This window comes from Roseibium alexandrii DFL-11, from assembly GCF_000158095.2.
In the GTDB taxonomy this organism is placed as follows: Bacteria; Pseudomonadota; Alphaproteobacteria; order Rhizobiales; family Stappiaceae; genus Roseibium; species Roseibium alexandrii.
In genome coordinates, this window is sequence record NZ_CM011002.1 from 2,718,213 (window position 1) to 2,740,330 (window position 22,118).

17 protein-coding genes are annotated in these 22,118 nt (G+C 57.1%); 12 read left to right on the forward strand and 5 right to left on the reverse strand.

Going from position 1 to position 22,118, the window contains the following annotated elements; translation table 11 throughout:
- The 4 genes from SADFL11_RS12560 to SADFL11_RS12575 all read right to left on the reverse strand — a co-directional run bounded on the left by SADFL11_RS12560 (position 1) and on the right by SADFL11_RS12575 (position 3,506).
- Positions 1 to 471 carry a DUF411 domain-containing protein gene (locus SADFL11_RS12560; RefSeq protein WP_040452949.1) on the reverse strand — a complete coding sequence of 157 codons (471 nt, stop codon included), beginning with the start codon at positions 469 to 471 and terminating at the stop codon, positions 1 to 3.
- Positions 464 to 760 carry a hypothetical protein gene (locus tag SADFL11_RS12565; RefSeq protein WP_134853017.1) on the reverse strand — a complete coding sequence of 99 codons (297 nt, stop codon included), beginning with the start codon at positions 758 to 760 and terminating at the stop codon, positions 464 to 466. The genes SADFL11_RS12560 and SADFL11_RS12565 overlap by 8 nt, the downstream gene beginning before the upstream one ends.
- A gap of 68 nt (positions 761 to 828) precedes the next feature.
- Complete coding sequence (locus tag SADFL11_RS12570) at positions 829 to 1,203, reverse strand: hypothetical protein (protein ID WP_040451604.1); 375 nt, start codon at positions 1,201 to 1,203, stop codon at positions 829 to 831.
- Between the two features lie 140 nt (positions 1,204 to 1,343).
- Positions 1,344 to 3,506: a malate synthase G gene (locus tag SADFL11_RS12575; RefSeq protein WP_040452948.1), complete on the reverse strand. Its 2,163-nt coding sequence runs from the start codon at positions 3,504 to 3,506 to the stop codon at positions 1,344 to 1,346.
- 245 nt (positions 3,507 to 3,751) lie between these two features.
- On the opposite strand from SADFL11_RS12575, the gene SADFL11_RS12580 reads away from it, so the two are divergent.
- Positions 3,752 to 4,666 (forward strand): DMT family transporter, encoded by a 915-nt coding sequence (locus SADFL11_RS12580; protein ID WP_008189496.1) that lies wholly within the window; start codon positions 3,752 to 3,754, stop codon positions 4,664 to 4,666.
- Between the two features lie 87 nt (positions 4,667 to 4,753).
- A complete protein-coding gene (locus SADFL11_RS12585; RefSeq protein WP_008192956.1) occupies positions 4,754 to 7,477 on the forward strand; it encodes a cation:proton antiporter in 2,724 nt (907 codons plus the stop codon).
- A 473-nt stretch (positions 7,478 to 7,950) separates the two neighbouring features.
- Here the strand turns inward: SADFL11_RS12585 and SADFL11_RS12590 are convergent, their stop codons facing one another.
- A complete protein-coding gene (locus SADFL11_RS12590; RefSeq protein ID WP_008196452.1) occupies positions 7,951 to 8,946 on the reverse strand; it encodes an L-threonylcarbamoyladenylate synthase in 996 nt (331 codons plus the stop codon).
- A 218-nt stretch (positions 8,947 to 9,164) separates the two neighbouring features.
- On the opposite strand from SADFL11_RS12590, the gene SADFL11_RS12595 reads away from it, so the two are divergent.
- The 10 genes from SADFL11_RS12595 (at position 9,165) to SADFL11_RS12640 (ending at position 22,073) form a co-directional block, all read left to right on the forward strand.
- Positions 9,165 to 10,946, forward strand: coding sequence for an acyl-CoA dehydrogenase family protein (locus SADFL11_RS12595; protein WP_040451599.1), 1,782 nt, complete (start codon positions 9,165 to 9,167; stop codon positions 10,944 to 10,946).
- A gap of 41 nt (positions 10,947 to 10,987) precedes the next feature.
- Positions 10,988 to 11,734 carry a crotonase/enoyl-CoA hydratase family protein gene (locus tag SADFL11_RS12600; RefSeq protein ID WP_008189313.1) on the forward strand — a complete coding sequence of 249 codons (747 nt, stop codon included), beginning with the start codon at positions 10,988 to 10,990 and terminating at the stop codon, positions 11,732 to 11,734.
- 35 nt (positions 11,735 to 11,769) lie between these two features.
- A complete protein-coding gene (locus SADFL11_RS12605) occupies positions 11,770 to 12,633 on the forward strand; it encodes an SDR family oxidoreductase (protein ID WP_040451598.1) in 864 nt (287 codons plus the stop codon).
- 178 nt (positions 12,634 to 12,811) lie between these two features.
- Entirely contained in the window at positions 12,812 to 14,350 is a 1,539-nt protein-coding gene (locus SADFL11_RS12610; protein WP_040452946.1) for an ankyrin repeat domain-containing protein, read from the forward strand.
- A 107-nt stretch (positions 14,351 to 14,457) separates the two neighbouring features.
- Entirely contained in the window at positions 14,458 to 15,264 is an 807-nt protein-coding gene (locus SADFL11_RS12615) for a mechanosensitive ion channel family protein (RefSeq protein WP_008192317.1), read from the forward strand.
- A gap of 108 nt (positions 15,265 to 15,372) precedes the next feature.
- On the forward strand, positions 15,373 to 16,302 hold the full coding sequence (locus SADFL11_RS12620) for a histone deacetylase family protein (protein WP_186009072.1): 930 nt from the start codon (positions 15,373 to 15,375) through the stop codon (positions 16,300 to 16,302).
- 125 nt (positions 16,303 to 16,427) lie between these two features.
- Entirely contained in the window at positions 16,428 to 16,682 is a 255-nt protein-coding gene (locus SADFL11_RS12625; RefSeq protein WP_008190357.1) for an exodeoxyribonuclease VII small subunit, read from the forward strand.
- Positions 16,683 to 16,998: 316 nt separating this feature from the next.
- Complete coding sequence (locus SADFL11_RS12630; protein WP_008196593.1) at positions 16,999 to 18,153, forward strand: helix-turn-helix transcriptional regulator; 1,155 nt, start codon at positions 16,999 to 17,001, stop codon at positions 18,151 to 18,153.
- A gap of 333 nt (positions 18,154 to 18,486) precedes the next feature.
- Positions 18,487 to 20,448, forward strand: coding sequence for a 1-deoxy-D-xylulose-5-phosphate synthase (gene dxs, locus SADFL11_RS12635; RefSeq protein ID WP_050776050.1), 1,962 nt, complete (start codon positions 18,487 to 18,489; stop codon positions 20,446 to 20,448).
- Positions 20,449 to 20,630: 182 nt separating this feature from the next.
- Entirely contained in the window at positions 20,631 to 22,073 is a 1,443-nt protein-coding gene (locus SADFL11_RS12640; RefSeq protein WP_081450638.1) for an MFS transporter, read from the forward strand.
- Positions 22,074 to 22,118: the final 45 nt, after the last annotated feature.

Below are 22,118 nucleotides of genomic sequence, written 5' to 3' on the forward strand. Positions count from 1 at the left end.
TTACTTAACCTCGCCCATTTTCATATAAACGCGTGGTGTTGCACCAGGTTCCATCGGCAAGGCGTGAACCAGATATTGAGCCGCGGGATCGTAGTCCATTCCGAGCGACCCCATCGGCATCCCGGCAACTGCCAACCCGCGAATGTCGGGGCGCTCACTCATCAGTTTATCCATCGCTTGCAAAGGGACATGGCCCTCCAGCACGTACTTGCGCTCATCGCCAAGCACAGCCGTGTGGCAGGCCTGCAAATCGCCCGGAACGCCGGCCTGCTTCTTGATGGAGGTCAGGTCTTCCATGTCGCGGATCTCAACCTTGTAGCCGGCCTTAGCGACCTCTTCCGCCCAAATGTGGCAGCACCCACACCACGGCGTTTTGAAGACTGTGACTGTACGTTCCTCATCCGCCATCGCCGGAGCGGCCAACAGCGCTGCCGCAAGGGCGCCTGCGCGAACCAAGTTGTGATTAAGCATTGGATTTGTCTCCGTGTGTGCGGTTGTCACCGCTTCTTTGGTGGACACATCCCCCCATGAAGCGATGCATGATCAAATGCATCGCCAAACAACCGGCAAGCGGCAAAACGGGCCAGAAGCGATCGGCAAACGACGCACTGGCTGGCGCACTTGCAAGAACAATAGCCATTCCTGCGGCCATCATGAGGCAGCACGCCAGCATGAAGAGCGAACGGGGGCTGGCACTCTGCCGCAGCCGATCAAAAGCGAACCGGCTGCGCAGAAGCGAAACGTTATGTGAGGTAAGCATTTAGCTCCCTTTCTGTCTGAGTGTGTTTGTCCGGCATGTGCCGGCAGATGTCCCGGAAAGGTCCGGTCTCAGACAGATTGGGGCGGGTGGTCTGCGACGGCGGGCGCTGCCATCGTGAGCGTCTTCACAGCGTTTTCGTGAACCCGGACGGAGCCAGGTACCACCAAGCCTGGCGGCATGGGCAAAACAGACGCACAGTCGCTTGAGCATTTGCTGCCGGCATGCGGCGCAGCATCGCTGACTTCCTGGCCACAGCAGGCCATGACTTCCTTCAAGTCGGCCGTTTGCGCGGGTTGCTCGACGTTGTTCACGTCCTCAAGCACGGCTGCTACAGAAAACGATCCCGCTTGGCTTTCCCAATCGGACACGTTAAATGCCGCCGCCGGCACACCATGCACCGCGGTGAAAAGAATCAGCAAAAGGACCGTCAGAAACGAACGCATGAGACCGCCCTATCGCAGTTGTTTCTGAAAAGCCAGTCCCGGCTGGATGAAAATCACTCACTTCACCGAGAGCATTCGCAAAACAAAACCCCCGCCCGGGATTCGGGCGAGGGCTTCTGATTTTCAGAGATGCCGATCAATCAAGCGGCCGCTTTGGCCTTGAATTCGATCCGGCGGCGGTGAAGAACCGGCTCCGTGTAGCCATTCGGCTGTCTCGTACCTTCCAGAACAAGCTCGAGGGCCGCCTGAAACGCAACCGAACCGTCGAAGTCATCCGCCATCGGCCGGTACAGCGGGTCGCCCGCGTTCTGGCCGTCCACCACCTTGGCCATCTTCTTCATCGTCTGAACGACCTGCGCTTCCGAACACACGCCATGGCGGAGCCAGTTGGCAATGTGTTGCGAAGAAATCCGCAGGGTCGCACGGTCTTCCATCAGGCCGACGTTGTTGATGTCCGGAACCTTGGAACAACCGACACCCTGCTCGACCCAGCGGACAACATAGCCAAGAATGCCCTGTGCGTTGTTGTCGAGCTCGGCTTGAATGTCCTCCGGTGCCCAGTTCGGACGTTCGGCGACCGGAATTGACAGAATGTCGTCCAGTTTCGCGGCATCGCGCGATATCAGCTCGGCTTGGCGGCCTGCTACAGATACCTTGTAATAGTGAAGAGCATGCAGCGTTGCAGCGGTCGGCGACGGAACCCACGCCGTGTTTGCTCCCGACATAGGATGGCCGATCTTCTGATCGAGCATGGCGTTCATGAGATCGGGCATCGCCCACATGCCCTTGCCGATCTGAGCATGTCCCGGAAGACCGCAAGCAAGTCCAACATCAACATTGTTGTTCTCGTAAGCGCCAATCCAGGTCGCTGCCTTCATGTCGCCTTTGCGGATCATCGGGCCGGCTTCCATGGAAGTGTGCATTTCATCACCGGTCCGGTCGAGGAAGCCGGTATTGATAAAGAACACACGGTCCTTGGCCTGGCGGATGCACTCCTTGAGGTTCACCGTGGTGCGGCGCTCTTCATCCATGATGCCCATTTTCATCGTGTTGCGCGCCATGCCCAGCGCGTCTTCGACACGATTGAAAATCTCGCAAGCGAAAGCGACTTCTTCCGGACCGTGCATCTTCGGCTTCACGATGTAGACAGAGCCCGCGCGGCTGTTGGTGTTCCGGCCATTCGGACCGACATCATGCAGGCCGATCAGTGCGGTGATCATGCCATCCAGAAGGCCTTCGGGGACTTCGTTGCCGTCTTTATCCAGAACCGCGTCGATGGTCATCAGGTGGCCGACATTGCGCACCAGAAGCAGCGAACGGCCGTGAAGGGACAGAGCCGTGCCATCTGGAGCGGTGTACTGGCGGTCCCCGTTCATCCGGCGGGTCACGGTCTCGCCGCCCTTCTGGAAGGTTTCTTCCAGATCGCCTTTCATCAAACCAAGCCAGTTGGTGTAAACGACAACCTTGTCTTCGGCATCAACTGCAGCAACGGAATCCTCGCAGTCCATGATGGTCGACATGGCTGATTCCAGAACAACATCCGAGATATGTGCCTTGTCGGTCTTCCCGATCGGATGCTGACCGTCAACGTTGATTTCAAGATGCAGACCGTTCTTGACGAGCAAGACCTTGTAAGGGGATGCAACATCGCCGGAATAACCTGCGAATTGGGACGGGTCCTGGAGGCCAGTCGCACCGTTTTCGGTTGCGACCATCAAGGCGCCGTCTTGAATGGAGAGCCCGGAAATGTCCGCCCAACTTCCGCTTGCAAGTGGGGCTGCATCGTCCAGAACCTTGCGCGCGTAGGCAATCACCTCTGCTCCGCGGGCCTCATCATAGCCGCCGGCCTGGGGCTTGGACCCCATCGCGTCCGTGCCGTAGAGCGCATCGTACAAAGATCCCCAACGGGCGTTGGCAGCATTGAGTGCATAACGGGCATTCATCACCGGAACGACAAGCTGCGGGCCTGCAACCGACCCGATCTCGGGATCAATGTTCTGAGTGCCGACCTCGAAAGCTTCGCCTTCCGGGACGAGATAGCCGATCTCCTCCAGAAACGTTTTGTACGTCGCCATCTCGGGCGTGCCGGGATTGGCGCGATGCCACGCATCCAGCTTTTCCTGGAGCGCGTCGCGTTTGGCCAGAAGTTCGCGGTTTTTCGGGGCAAGGTCATGAACAAGCGCTGACAAGCTCTTCCAGAAATGCTCCTTGTCAACACCGGTGTCAGGCAAGGCCTTGTCGTTCACAAACTCAAAGAGTTCTTTTGCCACTTGCAATCCGTGGGCGTCGACCCGTTCTGTCATAATTTTCTCCAAACGCCTTTGCGGCATTATGTTGATCTTTGTGGGTGTTTTAGCTGTCAAACGCTCCGGGTCAATTGCCAGCGAGCCTTCATGACTTTTTCCTTTTCCGAAATAATCCGCACCATCATCGCTGTAGAGCGAACAATTCGGCGCCTCCAAGGCCTTTCCGAAACGCCAACAATCCGCTACCGCTCTAAACCAACGCCCCTCCTCGGCTGCCAAAATGGCAGGAAGAAAGACACCTTATGAGTTCGTTTGCCGGACGTATCGGAACCATGGCTTATGGCAATGCCGTCTTGCTCTTGGTGGCAACCACGCTTTTGTGGGGCGGCAACACCGTAGCCGGACGACTTGCTGCAGGGGAGGTTTCCCCGATGGTCGTGGTTTTTCTGCGCTGGATCATTGTTGCCGGCCTGCTTGTTCCGGTCTTGTGGCCGCGGATCCGGTCCGAATGGCCTGTGATGCGCGGCTCGTTCCTGCGCATGGTGCTTATGGCCGCCTTCGGCTTTGTCGGTTTCAACACGCTGTTTTACATCGCGGCGACAGAGACAACGGCGGTCAATCTCGGGATTATCCAGGGATCCATGCCAATCCTGGTCCTCATTGGATCTGTTGTCGCATTTGGCTCCAAAGTGCGGCTGCTTCAGGTGGTCGGTATTTTGGCGACACTGTTGGGCGTGACTTTGATAGCGGCTCAAGGAAGTCTCGACGTTCTCTTGAGCCTTGCGGTCAATCCCGGCGACGGTGTCATGCTGATCGCCTGCGTGCTCTATTCAGGCTACGCGCTGGCGCTGCGCAACCGGCCGCAAGTTTCGGGGCTGGTCTTTTTTGCCGTTTTGTCCGTCATCTCCGTGTTCGCCTCCCTTCCCGGTCTTGCCTACGAGATGGCGACGGACACGGCGCTCTGGCCCGACATGAAAGGCTGGCTGATCGTGCTCTATATAGCGCTCGGCCCTTCCTGCCTCAGCCAGATCTTTTTCATGCGCGGCGTGGAACTGATCGGCCCGGCCCGAGCAGGCGTCTTCATCAACCTGGTCCCGATCTTTGCAGCCGTCCTTGCCGTCAGCATCCTCGGTGAGCCGTTCAAATGGCACCACGGGCTAGCCTTGCTGCTGGTTTTGGGCGGGATCTGGTTGTCGGAACGCAAGGCAGGCAGTTGATGTGGCCGCGGAGTATTTGCAGCTGGTCACTTTAGCGAGTTTGAATTTGCCATAATCACAAGGCACATTGGCGTCATGGAAACACCAATGATTACGGGCGCCTTTGCGCTTTTGTTGCTGACAATTGCCCTGCTGCAACCGCTGGCCCGCCGGTTCGGTGTGGCTCCCAGTGTGCTTCTTGCCATGGTCGGCACCCTGATCGGGATCGGGGCAACCTATCTTCTTTATACGCCGCGCACTGACGCCTTTAACACCATTGCAAATGTCTTTGTGAATCCGCCCCTGGATTCAGAAATGATCCTCTACATTTTCCTGCCACTGCTTTTGTTTCAGACCTCATTGACCCTCGACGTGCGGCGGTTGTTCGAGGACTGGGCCCCGGTTTTGGTCATGGCGGTTGTGGCCGTTTTCGTGGCAACAGCCTTTATCGGAGCTGCGCTTTACCCGTTGGCCGGTGTGCCGTTGGTGGCCTGCCTGTTACTCGGCGCAATCGTGGCAACCACTGATCCGGTTGCCGTTGTGGCGATTTTCCGCGACATCGGAGCCCCAGCCCGCCTTGGGCGCATCGTTGAGGGCGAAAGCCTTTTGAACGACGCCGCTGCCATCGTGATCTTCGTTCTGTTGCTAGGGATCCTGACGGGTGACCAAGCCCTCACCGGCAGCGAAGTGGCCATTGCCTTCGCCCGGTCGTTTGTTGGGGGCGTCATTGTGGGCGCGGTTCTGGCGCGCATCGCCGTCAGCTTCCTGCATCTGATGCGCGACCTGCCGCTTGCCCAGGTGACCCTGAGCCTTGCCCTGCCTTACGGCATCTACGTGCTCAGTGATCAGTTTGCCGACGTGTCGGCGGTTGTTGCTGTTGTTGCCGCCGGGATCGTCTTCAATCTCTACGGCCCGGCCCGGATCCAGCCGGCCAACTGGAACTTTCTGCATTCGGTCTGGGACCAGATGTCCTTTTGGGCCGCATCGCTCATCTTTCTGCTCGCCGCTATTCTTATCCCGCGGCTTGTCGACGGGTTTGCCCCACTCGACATTCTGCTGCTTTTGATCGTGATCGTCTCGGCCCTCGCGGCCCGGGCCGTCGTGATTTACGGATTACTGCCCGTCCTCAGCTTTATGAAAGCTGGAGAGGCGGTGAACGACAAATACAAGGTTGTCATGCTGTGGGGCGGCATGCGCGGCGCGGTCACCCTTACCCTGGCTCTCAGTGTCTCCGAACACGCGGCTCTGTCTCCAGAGATTTCAACGTTTGTCACCAAGCTCGCCACCGGCTTCGTGCTGTTCACCTTGCTGGTATATGGAACCAGCCTGAAGCCGCTGATCAAACTCCTGGGTCTTGACCAGCTAAACGCACGAGACGAAGCCCTCCGAACCCAGTACCTGGCCCTGACGCTGTCCGACATCCGGTCCGAGCTTGGGGAAGCTGCCAAAGCCTATCATGTGGCACCACATGTCGCCTCTGTCGTGCTCGATGACTACGAAAAACGCGCAGCTTCTGCGGCCGCAGAGACCAACATGCTGGAGGAGTTGAAAGACAAGGACCGGGTCAACATGGGTCTGATTGCGCTCGCTGACCGGGAACAGCAACTTGTCTTGGAACACTTCCACCACAAAACGATTTCGGGACGCGCGGTCGCCGGTTTTCTGGCTATTACAGGCCGGACCAGTGACCTTGCCCGCAGTGAAGGGCGCAGCGGCTATCGTCAAGCCAGCCGGGAACCTCTGAAGTTCGGGTTTGGTTTCCGCTTTGCACAGACCTTGCAGCGCCGGTTCAAGATCAACCGGCCGCTGGCACGTCAACTGGCCAACCGCTTCGAGTTTCTGCTGGTGTACAGGATCCTCGAAGACGAACTGCTCGTTTTCAATGAACGCCGTATCCGCCCGCTCTTGGGCGATCGGGTGGCCGATATCTTGAAAGAAACCCTGAGCAACCGGCAAGCTGAGACCATCCAGGCCATTGAGGCTTTGCGTCTGCAATACCCGGACTATGCAGACGCACTGGAGAACAAATTCCTGCGCATGAGCGGTGTTCGTCTTGAAGAGACCGCATACGACGAAGCCCGGGATCAGATGTTGGTGGGCACCGAATTGCATCAAGATCTTCTCAGAGACGTCGAGAAGGTCCGGCGTGCTTGCGATTTCCGGCCGAAGCTGGACCTTGGCATGAAGACCAAAGAGTTGGTCCAGGCCCACCCGTTGTTTGAAGGTCTGCCCAAACAACAGCAGAAAGCCATCATGAAGATGATGCGCCCGCAATTCGCAACACCGGGGGAAACCTTGATTCGGACCGGTGAACGCGGAGATGCGGCCTACTTCATCGCATCCGGTGCGGTCGAGGTGCGTACGCCAATTACCACCATCCGTCTCGGCCGCGGTGATGTGTTCGGGGAAATCTCTCTCATGACTGGCGGGCGGCGAAGCGCAGATGTTGTCGCGATCGGATATTGCCACTTGCTGAGCCTGCGAGCGCAAGACTTCCGGTTGCTCATGGACAAGTATCCGGATCTGAAGGCCCATGTGGAAAGCCTTTCAGCCCAGCGCTTGAAGATGAACTCCAAGGCCCAGGAAGCTGAAACCGAGGACCCGGTCGTTCCCCAGTTCAAGGAAAATTCCGACAACGCAGAGGAGCTGCGGTCCGAACACAGGACAGAACCGGGTTCGCAGCAAGGGTCGAATACCGAAGACGCCAGCGCCGACGCTATCCAGGAAAGCAACGCAAAAACAGAACCAACTGAGGACAGCAATACGCGTTCAAAAGAGGCAGATGATCCTGCGGAGGCCACTCCCAATAGAACTCCAGAAGTGGCTACCTGAAAGCAGAGGTTAGCTCTTTGGTTTGTAGGGAGGAAAAGCCGGGCAAAAAAATGGACCGGCGATTAGGGGCCGGTCCGGTCTGAGGTGCGAGCATCGCTTGCTCGAGGGGAGGTACATCACATCCAAAATCTGATTTACATAGTAAGTCATGCGAACGGTTTTTTGCCAGCCCTTTGTTCAAGTAAACGCACCTATGGTGTTGATAAGTTTTAGATGAAGATCTGTTTTTAGAAGATGGGCGTATGACATTTTTAACTTCCATTGACCGTTCATTTGCATTATTACCTACGGCAATCCACGCTAAATGAAGACACTAGACAGATTAACTTTAGGTGATCCGAAGTTAATGCAGAACATCAACAGTTCCCGCCGACTTATTGATTTTGGTGAAGTTTAAGCTGCGACCCAAAACAACGTGCCAAGCACGGGCCTCGCTAAACTCGCCCTCATGCCGTTATCAGTCACCGACAAGACTAGTCGCGCGGCGCCGCTGCCCGTCTCAAACGGTCATTTATTGCCTCGCCAAGGCCGGTATTGGGGATATCTTGCACCTGAATCGTCTTTGCACCGGACGAATCAAGGGTCCGCATGGCCTGAAAGAGCCGCGCCGCGGCCTCTACAAGATCCCCGGACGGACTAAGATTCGTTTCCGCAAATGCTTCATCCCGCCCCTCAATCGGGTCTGCACCAAACGACAACAAGGCCTCGTCTCGCGCGACGGCTCGTGCATGAAGACGCATCTGTGCATTCGGTGCGTAATGGGAGGTGAGCATCCCGGGCGCCGCGGGCGCCTCCGGCTGACTGTTTGAGGCTGCTGTCTGGACTTTTGTCTGCAGCACGCTCTCAATTGCTTCGCGCGCCAGACCTCCGGGACGCAGCAGCGTAACACGTTCGTCTGTCAAGCCGATGATTGTTGATTCAATGCCGACCTCACACGGTCCGGCGTCAATGACAAAATCTAGCGCGTCCCCCAGATCGGCAATCACATCCTCCGCCCGGGTGGGGCTGATTTTGCCGGACCGGTTGGCGCTTGGGGCTGCCAGCGGACGCCCCGTTATTTCCGAAAGATATCGCATGATCGGCCCGGACGGGACCCGAAGTGCGACCGTGGACAGACCTGCCGTCGCCAGATCTGAAATTTCTGAGGCCTTAGTCTTCGGCACAACAAGGGTCAGCGGGCCCGGCCAAAATGCCTCCGCCAGTTTCAGGGCGCGGTCATCAAAGACACCATGATGGCGAGCGGCTTCCAGGTTGGGCAGATGCGAAATGAGCGGATTGAAACTCGGCCGGCCTTTGGCTTGGAAAATCCGCGCGCAGGCAGTCCCGCTCGTCGCGTCGGCCGCCAGGCCATAAACGGTTTCGGTCGGCACAGCGACCAGACCGCCGTCAATCAGACTGCGGCAGACGGCATCAGCTTCCGGGTGCCATTGCCAGTCATTTGAGCTCAGATTGACGTTCCAGCGCTGCATTCATTTCGTTCCGTTGCTTGCCATTTTGAAAGACTGACCAAAAAGATAAGGACATGCCGCAGCGAAATGGGTTGACGTTTACGTCAACACGGCTACTGTTTGCGTCAATCGGCTGCCAGTAGCGCCTTTTGCGGGCAACCCCGTGTTCCGTCAAGCTTTGGACGGCTGAAAGAAGAAATTTGGCCAAGATGGGCCACCGGTTCTTGGGAGGACCAATCATGTATCGTGCACCGGTCGATGAGATCGCCTTCACCTTGAAACACGTTTGCGGCCTGTCAGACTTGCAAGAGGGCGGACAGCATACCGAACTCGGCGATGATCTGGTGGATGCCATTCTGAACGAAGCCGGGCGCTTCGCTGCCGAAGAGATTGCCCCGCTCAACAGCGTCGCCGACAAGCACGGAACACCGCTTGAAAACCGCGAAGTCACAACACCTCCCGGTTGGCGCGAACTTTATCATGGCTGGATCGAAGGCGGCTGGAACGGCCTTTCTGCCAGCGAGGAAGCCGGCGGTCAGGGGTTGCCGCAAATGCTTTCAGCCGCTGCGCTGGAGATGTGGAACTCCGGCTCCATGGCCTTCGCCATTGGCCCGACCTTGACGATGGGCGCTGTGGAGGCCATCGAAAAGCACGCAACGGAAGAGCTGCGGGCAACCTACCTGGAAAAGCTGGTCACCGGTCAATGGATGGGCACCATGAACCTGACCGAGCCACAGGCAGGGTCTGATCTCAACGCGTTAAAAGCCCGGGCCGAACGCAATGACGACGGCACGTACCGGGTCTACGGCCAGAAGATCTTCATCACCTACGGCGAACATGATCTGACCGACAACATCATCCATCTGGTGCTTGCCCGCCTGCCGGACGCGCCGGCTGGAACCCGCGGCATTTCGCTGTTTCTCGTGCCGAAGTTCCTGGTGAACGAAGACGGCTCTTTGGGTGCGCGCAACGATGTTCACTGCGCGGGTGTCGAACACAAACTCGGCATTCATGGCTCCCCTACGTGCACCATGGTCTATGGCGATGAAGGTGGTGCCACCGGCTGGCTGATCGGCGAGGAAAACAAGGGCCTTGCCTGCATGTTCACGATGATGAACAACGCCCGGCTTGCCGTCGGCATTCAAGGGCTAGGTGTTGCGGAACGCGCTTGCCAGGACGCCCATGCCTACGCGCTGGAGCGCAAGCAGGGCAACGTGCCCGGCAAGAAGGGCGACGGCATGGTCGCCATTGCCCACCACCCCGACATTAAACGCTCTTTGCTCGGCATGCGGACCCGCACACAGGTCGCCCGCGCGATCTGTTATTCCTGCGCCCACGCCATCGACATGGCCGACACGGCCACCGATCCGGATCAGAAGAAGCACTGGTCGGAACGCGCCGGTCTGCTCACCCCGATTGCCAAGGCGTTGTCGACCGATTTCGGCGTCGAAGTTGCCACCATCGGCGTTCAGATCCATGGCGGTATGGGATACGTGGAAGAAACCGGGGTCGCGCAGCACCTGCGAGATGCCCGGATTGCTCCGATCTATGAAGGCACCAACGGCATCCAGTCCATCGACCTTGTATTGCGCAAGCTGCCGCTGTCGGGCGGTGATCATGTTCGCGGGTTCCTCACTGAGTTGCGTGAGATCGCCCGGGAAGTCTCCCAATCCAACCGTCCCGAGTTCGGTGACACGGCCGAACGCCTGCGCCGTGCCCTTGATGATCTGGAAGAGGCAACCGACTGGATGCTGGCGGCCCAGGCCGACGGGCGAGTTGAAGAAGCGCTTTCGGGTGCAACGCCCTATCTGCGGCTTGCCGGCCTTGCCTATGGCGGCGCTCTGTTGGCGAAAGGGGCGCTCAAGTCCGGCATGGAAAACCGGGCTCTTCGGACCCAGCGCACCATCATGGCGAGAAGTTACGCAATGACGCTTCTCTGTGACACGACCAGTCTCAAGGAAGACATCGTCGGCTCGGCGGACAGCATCCTGGAGTTCGATCCAGAAGCCATGACCTCTTAAACGCCCCGGCCTTGTAGACGAATACTGAAAGGAATTTCCTCATGATCACGCAGTCTCTTGAAGACGGCGTCAGGACTTTGCGTCTTGATCGACCCGAAAAAAAGAACGCTTTGACCGGCCAGATGTACGCGGATCTGGCGGAAGCGCTGGAAACCGGGAACACAGATGATGCTGTCCGGTGCCACCTCATTTGCGGCCAGCCGGAAGCCTTCACGTCCGGCAATGACATTGGTGATTTCCTTCAATTCGCCGGCAAGATGCAAATGTCGGAAACACCGGTCTACCGCTTTCTGCGCGCGCTTGTGGGGAACCGGAAACCGCTGGTCGCCTCCATTGACGGGATTGCCGTTGGTGTTGGCGCAACGCTCCTGATGCATTGCGACATGGTGTTTGCCAGCCCGCGCTCCGTAATCCGCACCCCGTTCATCGACTTGGGTCTCGTTCCGGAAGCCGGATCGAGCCTGCTCGGTCCAAAATTTATGGGGCATGCCCGCGCATTTGAAATGCTGTGTCTTGGCCGTCCGTTCAGTGCCGAACGGGCCTATCAGGCTGGCCTCATCAATGAAGTGGTCTCTGAGAATGTCGATGAAGTGGCTTTGGCCTGCGCCCGGGAAATTGCTGCAAAACCGCCGGAAGCAATGGCACTCTCCCGTCAATTCCTTTGGCAGGAAAGCCAGGACCTCAGCGACCGGGTCGATGAGGAAGCCAAGGTGTTCTCCTCTCGCCTCACGTCGCCGGAGGCAATTTCCGCGTTCCAGGCCTTCATGACCAAAAAGTCGAAATCCTGAACAGCCACTCAGCAGCTTCCTTGAAGGAGAACACCATGTCCGTGAACGGCAAAACACTCTTCATCACCGGCGCTTCGCGCGGGATCGGCAAGGCCATTGCATTGCGTGCCGCGCGGGAAGGCGCTAATGTCGCCGTTGCTGCCAAGACCGCAGAACCGCATCCGAAACTGGAGGGCACGATTTTTTCAGCGGCCGAGGAAATCGAAGCGGCTGGCGGCAAGGCCCTGCCAATCGTGCTCGATGTTCGCGATGATGAAGCGGTTCAGGCAGCCATCGACAAGACGGCGGATCACTTCGGCGGTTTGGACATCCTTGTCAACAACGCCAGCGCGATCCAACTGACACCGCTGCAGCAGACGGACATGAAGAAGTTTGATCTGATGCACCAGATCAACACGCGCGGCACGATGGCATGCTCGAAACACGCCATCGCTCATTTGAAGAAATCCGAAAATCCGCACATCCTGATGCTGTCCCCGCCGCTGGATATGCAGGAAAAGTGGTTTGCGCCGTTCACGCCCTACTCAATCGCCAAATACGGCATGAGCCTTGTTGTTCTGGGCTTGTCTGGTGAACTTCGGTCCAAGGGGATTGCGGTAAATGCGCTTTGGCCGCGCACCACAATTGCGACAGCGGCGATCAAGAATATCATCGGCGGCGACAAGATGATGCAAACCAGCCGGACGCCGGACATCCTTGCAGATGCTGCCTACGAGATCTTCACGACACCGTCCAAGGAGTTAAGCGGTCAGTTCCTGATAGACGACACGTTCCTCCAGAGCCGCGGCGTGACGGACTTTGATCAGTATCGTGTGGATCCAACCCAGTCGCTCACCCCGGACTTTTTTGTCCCGGACGACAGCCCGGCCCCGGCTAGCATGAAACCTGTCACCACCTGAGAAACTCACCGAGGCGGGCTTGCATTTTCAGGCCCGTCCCGGCAATGTCCGCGAGCCGATGAGGGCGGCACCCGGATCCGCGGACAGCGAAAGCACCCTGACACATATACATTATGCCGGTTTTTCACCTGCGCCCGACACAAGCGGATCGTCCGGGCACGCCAACAGGAGAAAAGCCTTGTCTTCCAAGACGCTTACCTCACTCGACCAATTCCGCAAGGATGCCAGACGCCTCAAGAAGGCGATTGCCAGTGGCGACCACGCAGCTCTTGCGCGGGCACATAAATATGTTTCAGCCGATAAGCCGCTCAAGCATGCCGATTGCCTCCATGTAATCGCGCGTGAAGCCGGACAAGACAGCTGGCCGCAGCTGAAGTTTGCCGTCGAAAGTGCGGCCATGACCCGCTCTGAGCGGGCGGAGCGGCTGAAAACCGCACTCTTCGCCGGTCAGCATTGGATTACAGCGAAGCTGCTCGGCGACGATCCGGCACTCAGTGACGAGAGCCTAGGCCTGCAAATCGCACTGTATGATCTTGTGTCTGTGCGCAAAGCGATTGAAGCCGATCCACAAAAAGCTCTTACCCCAATTGGAGTTCGAACGCCCCTGCTCCATCTCGCGTTTTCGAAAGAGATCCACCGGTCTCCCTCGAAACATGTGGACATGCTGGCCCTGACAGAGTTGCTTCTGTCTCATGGCGCAGATGTCAATGACGGTTTTGCCGCGGATGCAAACACAGATCACAAGCTCTCAGCGCTGTACGGTGCTTTGTGCCATGCCGACAATTACGAACTCGGCGAATTCCTGCTCCGTCACGGCGCAGATCCGAATGACAATGAAAGCCTCTATCATGCCACGGAGCTCGCACACTCACGCGCGCTGAAGCTGCTTCTGCAATTTGGTGCCAAACCGGATGGCACCAACGCTCTGCCGCGCGCGCTCGATTTCAATGACCTCGACAAGGTTCGTATGCTGCTGGAGGCTGGTGCCAATCCGAACCTGCTTGAAGACAATCATCCAAGCGGACAACCGATGAATACCACCCCTGCTTTGCACCAGGCAGCACGCCGAGGGTGTTCCGGAGAGGTTGTTTCGCTGCTTGTGTCATCCGGGGCGGAACTTGATGCCCAGTGGCAGGGCCATTCTGCCTATGCGCTTGCAAGGATCCACGGCCATGAAGAAGCAGCAAGGTCGCTGTCGGACCTTGGGTGCAACACAAACCTTACTCCGGATGAGCAGGCTCTCGCGGCATGCGCCACCGGGGAAGTTCCTTCTAAGAGCCTGGATCTGGAAGCACTAACTGAGGAAGACAGACGGCTGTTGGTCAGGCTTGCCTCAGAACCTGGACGTCTCCCGCAAATCAAGGCTCTTATTGCAGCCGGTCTGGACCCGAATGACACCGATGAGATGGGCTTATCGCCCCTTCATGCAGCTGGCTGGCACGGTCTACCCGAAAAAACCGCATATTTCTTGAGTTTAAAGCCGGATCTTTCCAGAAAGAACGGCTTCGGAGGTGACGCGCTCGACACAGTGCTTCATGGCGCAGAGTTCGCACCTGAAAAACCTGGAGCTGACCATGTGCACTGCGCGCGGCTTTTGCTGGAAAACGGCAGTCGAATCTATCCCGACCACATCAAGGGGTGTGGTGACGAGGAGATGGCCGCCTTTCTAGAGACCTGGATCAGCGCGCATCCGGAGAGCCTTGACCACCGGACCTGATCCGACAAAAAGCGAGATTTGCCACAGGCTTACTTGCTTGTGGCAAATCATTCCGCTACGACATTTTGACGAGTGGGGAGACACGTCAACTATTGGGGAGACCGTCGATGAACGGCACAATGGATCAGGTAACCGTTTACATGCCTTTGGTGATCAATGCGGCAAAAGCACTGATCGTTCTTATCATTGGCTGGCTGATTGCCGGTGCCCTGTCGAGCTTCGTCAGGAAGCGGATCGTTTCCCACGAGCGGATCGATGATACAATCGGCGGCTTCGCGGCCTCGATCGTCCGATGGCTTGTCCTTCTCGTTACATTCATTGCGGTTCTGCAACTGTTTGGCATTCAGGCGACCAGTTTGGTGGCCGTCCTCGGCGCTGGTACGCTTGCGATCGGCCTTGCCTTGCAGGGCACCTTGAGTGACATCGCGGCCGGAGTGATGCTGATCATCTTCCGCCCCTACAAGATCGGGCAATTTGTCTCCATCGGCGGCACCTCCGGAACGGTGAAGGACCTCAACATCTTCGTCACGGAGCTGGTAACCCCGGACAATGTTCAGATCATCATGCCCAACGGTCAGGCCTGGGGCACGGTCATTACCAATTTTTCCGCGCACAAGACACGCCGCCTCGATCTGACCTTCGGCATTGACTACGGCGACGATGCCGACAAGGCGATCCAGATCATCCTCGACACTGCCACTGCTGATGCCCGTGTCCACAAGGACCCGGAACCCTGGGTGCGTGTGACCAATCTCGGTGACAGCTCCGTGGATCTCGGTGTGCGGCTGTGGTGCGATGCAGGCGACTATTGGGAACTGAAGTTTCACATGCTGAAGTCTGTGAAGGAGGCTTTCGACGCTGGCGGAATTTCCATTCCCTACCCGCACCAGGTGGAAATTCAGAAAGCCGGATAAGCCGGCCCGGAATAAGCTGCCGGAATTGAGATGGCTCATTGACAGATCCAGGGACCGCGGATCTGATGGCGGACAACTATAAATTCATACCTTATGGAAACGCCCGCCGTGTCAACACTCCTCCTGCATCACCCGACCTACCTGGATCATTTGACCCCCGTGGGTCATCCGGAGCGCCCGGATCGCATTCGTGCCATCGATCGTATTCTGGAACATGAAAAGTTTCAGTCGGTGGAGCGGGATCTCGCGCCGATCGGCGCGCTGGAGGACATCGCGCGGGCCCATCCGATGGCGTATATCGACCAACTGCACCGGCTGTCCCCGGACGAGGGTGTTGCGCGTGTCGATGCGGACACGACCATGTCGCCCGGCACCTGGGAAGCGGCGCTGCGCGGTGTGGGCGGAGCCTGCCGGGCGGTTGACGAAGTCCTGACAAAGAAGGTCAACAATGCCTTTTCTGCCTCCCGTCCCCCCGGGCACCATGCGGAAAAAGACCGGGCCATGGGCTTTTGCTTCTTCAACAACGCGGCTGTTGCAGCCCGTTACGCTCAAGAAAAATACGGGATCGACCGGGTCGCGATAATCGATTTCGATGTGCATCACGGCAACGGCACCCAGGATATCTTCTGGGACGACCCAAGCGTGATGTATTGCTCAACGCACCAGATGCCCCTTTATCCAGGATCGGGCGATGCCTCGGAAACTGGTGAGGCCAACACGATCGTCAATGTCCCGCTGCCTCCGGGCGAAAACGGCGCAGGCTTCAAGGAAGCGTTCGAAGTTATCCTGCTTCCCCGGCTTGATGGGTTTGCACCGGAATTGGTCATCATTTCCGCAGGGTTCGATGCCCATGCACGCGACCCGCTCGGCGGCCTGAATCTCGTGGAGGCTGACTTTGCGTGGGCCACGCGAGCTCTGATGGATGTCGCCGACAAACACAGCGATGGCCGCGTCGTTTCCGTCCTGGAAGGCGGCTATGACCTAGAAGGCCTCGCCCGCTCAACCGCCGCCCATGTCATGACGCTGATGACCGGCTGAAGTCTAACAACAAGAATTCTCCAGTTGGCGGTGGATGGCAACGCCTATAGACCCGCGCCCTCTTGACCTTTGGCGCAGGTCTCGCAAATGTGCCGGTCTGTAGGGAATTCATTCAGGAAAATCGCATGTCCGATGCTGCCAAGGAAATCGCCGGTCTGTCCTTCGAAGACGCGCTCAAGCAGCTTGAGACAATCGTACGCGAACTCGAGCAGGGAAACGTTCCGCTGGAGCGCAGCATCGAAATGTACGAGCGCGGCGATGCGTTGCGTCAGCATTGCGATACATTGCTGAAGGCTGCTGAGGCCAAAGTGGAAAAAATCCAGCTTGGGCAAAACGGCGAGCCAACTGGAACAACCGAACTTGACCCGCAAAACGGCTAGACTGCTCAGCCGGTGACGCCAGCATCGGCTCTTGCAGCCAAATAACTTCCGACGAACACAAACCTATCCGCTTGCGAAGGCTGGTTTCTGCAAGGAACCAACCTCAAGAGTGTCGGGATTATGCACTCATAGGTAGAAATACTTCAAGTCGTCTACCAATACTTATAAATCAATTGCAAAACGTTATTGCCTGAACCTTTACTTTATTTCTGGCAAATTGACGATCTCATGATTTTTTTCAAATCATTGACTATTTTACGGTGTTATCCTTGCGCTCAACTTGTAATATCTAAGGACACCTATCGAGCGACCGGAAATGCCCAATTTACGCAAAGACGCTGAACTGGATCTTTTGGAAGACGCCTTAGGCAAGATTACGACCCATACGGACTGGCTGCCATTCCTGGACAAAGTCAGTGGGCTCTTTGATTGCTACGCCTACGCAGCAGAATATCTCGACGATGGATTTGCAACAGGCCGGTTTACAGGGCCAGCGCATGCGGAAGCCTTTAGGGACTTTTTGAGTTCTGCTTCCTACCACGCGGGAGTAACAGCGTTTAAGTATTTGCTTGAGTTGGCGGAACCAGATGCTGTGTACGTTGTTCATCAAGGTCACATTTCAAAGCTCGACGCACCCGGCATTTCTCTTACATCTGGAAATGAAGTCTCATCCCAATCGGCGATAATCAGCATTACACGGAACAGCTCAGGCTTGACCATGATATTCGGCCTGCTCTTTGATGACGCATCGCCGGTGGAAACGGCTTCAGCGGAAACCGTTCTTGCCTTCTCTAAAGTCGCCAAGATCCTGGAGACCTGCTTCGGGGCAATAACAAACATCGACATGCTAAAAAGGCAAAGCCGCATTCAGCGCGCCTTTGCGAACCATTGCGCGGTTCCTTCCGTTATCATCAACAGACAACGTCGCGTCATGGCCGAGCATGAAAATGGGCTATCCGTTCTGGCAGATCTGGACGTCGGGCTAGTGGCCGGCGGGAAACTGCAGATCCGGAACAGAGAGCTGGAGATGCTTCTGTCGGATATGCCGTCAGCTCCCTCCTCTGCAAAAGCCCCGCATAAAACCGGTCAAAACCAAGATGCCAAGTCAGACAGCTCTCTTTCCCGGTCCGGTTTTTGTCTTCGTGACCGGTCGGGCAACTTAAACCGGGTCACGATCGAGGCAGTATCGGGAGATACACATGACCCATGGGTTCTTCTCCGTGTTTGCCAGCCAGCCAACATACCTGAAGCCGTGGAGACTATCCTGCAGGAGGAACTCGGCCTCTCACTGTCTGAAGCGCACCTTGCGCGGTCTTTAGCGGAAACCGGCTCCGTTTCTGCGACTACGGACTTGCTGAACATTACGCGAAACACCATGAAAACTCATTTGCGCCGGATATTCGACAAGACCGCAGTGCGGACACAATTGGAATTGGTGCAATTGGTGTATCGTCTTTCCGGTCTGGTGTGACAAAAGAGCCCAAGGATAGGCAATGCGCTGGCAAATGTTCTAAAGACAAACTGCGCTTAAAAAGGCAAAAAACTGGGGCCGCGCAATTACGACCCCAAGTTTATCACTGTGCACGTGGCCCCATCGACCACACTTAAAGGTTTAATACACATTAATAATGTATGCATCACCCAAATGGGTGACATGGCACGGAAATCGACGAAAAAATTAGCGCTATAAGTGCATCTTACCGCCTCCACACTCATCATATCTGCGTACGTTCAACAAGGTGTCACATTTCAAGGTCCGCCCCCCCTGATCTTGCGGCGTTTGCGCCATATGTAAGGTTGGTGTATGGCTGCGCGCCATGTTTTCTATTCCGGAGCATTCCCCAGCGTGACTGCAGATTCTAAAACGCCCTTGCTCGATCAGGTGTCCTCTCCGGCCGAATTGCGCCAGCTCGACGAAGCAGAGCTCGGTCAATTGGCCGAAGAGTTGCGGACCGAAACCATTGATACGGTCTCCATAACCGGAGGGCATTTGGGCGCCGGCCTGGGTGTCGTGGAGCTGACTGTCGCGCTGCATTACGTCTTCAACACGCCCGACGACAGGATCATTTGGGACGTTGGACACCAAAGCTATCCGCACAAGATTCTGACCGAACGGCGGGACAGGATCCGGACACTGCGCCAACCAGGTGGCCTCTCGGGTTTCACCAAACGTTCTGAAAGCATCTACGATCCTTTTGGCACGGCTCATTCGTCGACATCTATATCTGCCGGTCTCGGCATGGCAGCAGCCCGTGATTTGAAGGACGGCGACAACAATGTCATAGCGGTCATCGGCGACGGAGCGATGTCCGCGGGCATGGCTTATGAGGCGATGAACAACGCTGGGCACCTTGGTTCCCGGCTTGTGGTTATCCTGAACGACAATGATATGTCGATTGCACCGCCGGTGGGCGCAATGTCTGCCTACCTCGCCAAGCTTGTCTCCGGCCCGACTTACCAGTCGCTGCGCGGCGCCGCGAAGAGCATCGTCAAGAATTTCCCGAAGCAGCTGGCTGAAAAGGCGGCCCGTGCGGAGGAGTATGCCAGAGGCTTCTGGACGGGTGGCACCTTGTTTGAAGAGCTGGGCTTTTATTACGTCGGCCCGGTCGACGGGCATAACCTTGAGCATCTGCTTCCGATCCTGAAAAATGTCCGCGACACGCATAATGGGCCAGTCCTGATTCATGCTGTCACCCAGAAGGGCAAAGGCTATGCGCCTGCAGAGGGCGCGAAAGACAAGTATCACGGCGTTGCCAAGTTCGACGTCGTCACGGGCAAACAGTCCAAACCGAAGGCCAATGCGCCGAGCTACACCAATGTGTTCGCAACGTCCCTGATTAGGGAAGCGGAAGAAGACGAGAAGGTGGTTGCAATCACCGCGGCCATGCCGGATGGCACCGGCCTGAACCTCTTCGGCGAAGCCTTCCCCGAACGCACTTATGATGTTGGCATTGCCGAACAGCATGCGGTGACCTTTGCGGCCGGCATGGCGACCGAAGGCTACAAGCCGTTTGCCGCGATCTATTCGACGTTTCTGCAGCGCGCCTACGATCAGGTGATCCACGATGTCGCCCTGCAGGGACTGCCCGTCCGGTTTCCGATAGACCGTGCGGGTCTCGTCGGCGCGGATGGCGCAACACATGCAGGTGCGTTCGATACTGCGTATCTCTCTTGCCTGCCTGGCTTTGTGGTCATGGCTGCCTCTGATGAAGCAGAGCTCCGGCACATGGTCGCGACTGCTGTTGCCTATGATGAAGGCCCGATCTCGTTCCGCTATCCGCGCGGTGAAGGTGTTGGCCTCGACATGCCGGAGCGCGGAACTGTTCTGGAAATCGGCAAGGGCATTGTTCGGCGCGAAGGCACCAAGGTGGCGCTTCTCTCATTTGGCGGACGGATGGCCGAATGCCTGAAGGCTGCGGATGAACTGGATGCTGCAGGACTTTCCACAACGGTTGCAGACGCCCGCTTTGCCAAACCGCTCGACATGGATCTCATCCGGCGGCTTGCGCGCGAACACGAAGTGCTTGTGACAATCGAAGAAGGATCCGTTGGCGGTTTCGGCAGCCATGTCCTGAGTGCATTGGCCCAAGAGGGCGCGCTGGATGCTGGCCTCAAGATCCGCACCTTGACCCTTCCCGACACGTACCAGGACCACGACAAACCGGCCTCCATGTACGCATCTGCCGGTCTTGACAAGGAAGGCATTCTCACCACGGTCTTTACAGCACTGGGCAGCGAATTCATGACAGGATCTCAACGCGCATAAACTGGACGCCGGGGCTCGGCGAATTTGAGCCACGTCGCGCCGCAAAATGCGGATTGACAGGCCGGGCGCGAGAAGATTAAGGCTGGAGAACGATAAAAACCGCGCCGGCATCTCGCCGGCGCTTTTGTTTTTCGCCCGATTTGAACGTTCCGGACGCTGAACGAAACGCTCAGGAGGCTGCCATGGCACAGACGCTACTCTCGGTTTCCGCACTCTTGTTGTCGGTTGCTCTGCTCATTTTTGGCCACGGCCTGCAGACTACGCTGCTGCCACTCGCCGCGGACCGATTTTATTTCTCAGATTTCGAGATCGGTGCGATCTCGTCCGCTTACTTTGTGGGAATGGTCATCGGTTGCTTCGGCGCTCCGCTCTTGATTATGCGGGCTGGCCATATCCGGGCCTTCGCTGCGCTCGTTTCCATGATGTCGGCGGCTGCCATACTCCATCCGGTGGTTGTAGATCCAGTGTTCTGGGTCGTGATCCGTATCGTCTCGGGTTTTTGTCTCGCCGGTTTTTACATGATCGTTGAGAGCTGGCTCAACGAGAGCGCCACAAACGAAAATCGCGGCACGATCATGTCCGTTTACATCGTGATTCTATTCGGTGCGCTGATGCTTGGCCAGGTGTCCATCGCAACGATGAGCATTGCGTCTTTCATTCCGTTCGTGATCGCCTCAGTCACGGTCAGCCTGGCGGTCATGCCGGTCTCCTTGACAACCTCTGCTCAGCCCGCTCCCATTACGCTTGTCCGGTTCCGCCCAATACAGCTCTACGAGAACTCTCCGGCCGCTTTTGTCGGTGTATTCTTCGTAGGCATTTCTCAAGGCGCGCTGCTGACGCTAACACCGCTCTATGGGTCTCAGATCGGATTGAGCACCAACCAGTCCGCGTTTTACGCTGCGGCGATCATCGGTGGCGGACTGATTGCCCAATGGCCGGTTGGCCGCTTGTCCGACCGAATGGACCGGCGTGTTGTTCTGATCATTCTCGGGCTTGCGACCGCAGCAGCATCAACAGCGATCGTTGTCTTTTCACCGAACGTATTCCTGATTGCAGCCGGCACTGCTGTTCTGGTCGGCATGTTCTCACAGCCGCTCTACGCGATTGCAGTGGCGCACGCGTTTGACCACGCAGCGCAGGAAGACTTCGTTGAAACCTCATCCGGCATGCTACTGTCCTTCGGGATTGGCTCAATCATCGGACCACTGATTGCATCGGTTTTGATGGGCCAAATGGGTCCCTCCGGTCTCTATGTGATGGTGGTTGCATTCAACATCTTGATGGCCGCGTTCATCTTCACCCGCGTCCTGACCCGTGAAGCACTGACGGCCGAAGAAAAGACAGACTTCGAATACGCTGCAACGGCTCAGGTCGGTTCTGTTATCTCAACCGAAGAGCTGAACGCCGACGACGAAGAATATGTCATCCCGCCCGAAGAGTTCCCGGCGTACGAGGATGACATCTATAATTTCGATACTGAAGCTTCGGACGAGCCAAAAAAGGACGAGGCTATTTCGGCTGATGATGCAGATGGCGCTGACACATCACTCAAGGACGATGCCCCGGAAGGCGGCCCCTCCGAGACTGTGTCAGAGGAACCAGCAAAGCCGGCAGACAAAACCTGACGCTAGGTGTTGAAGGCCCTTTGTGCTGACAATCGGACTTCTGCG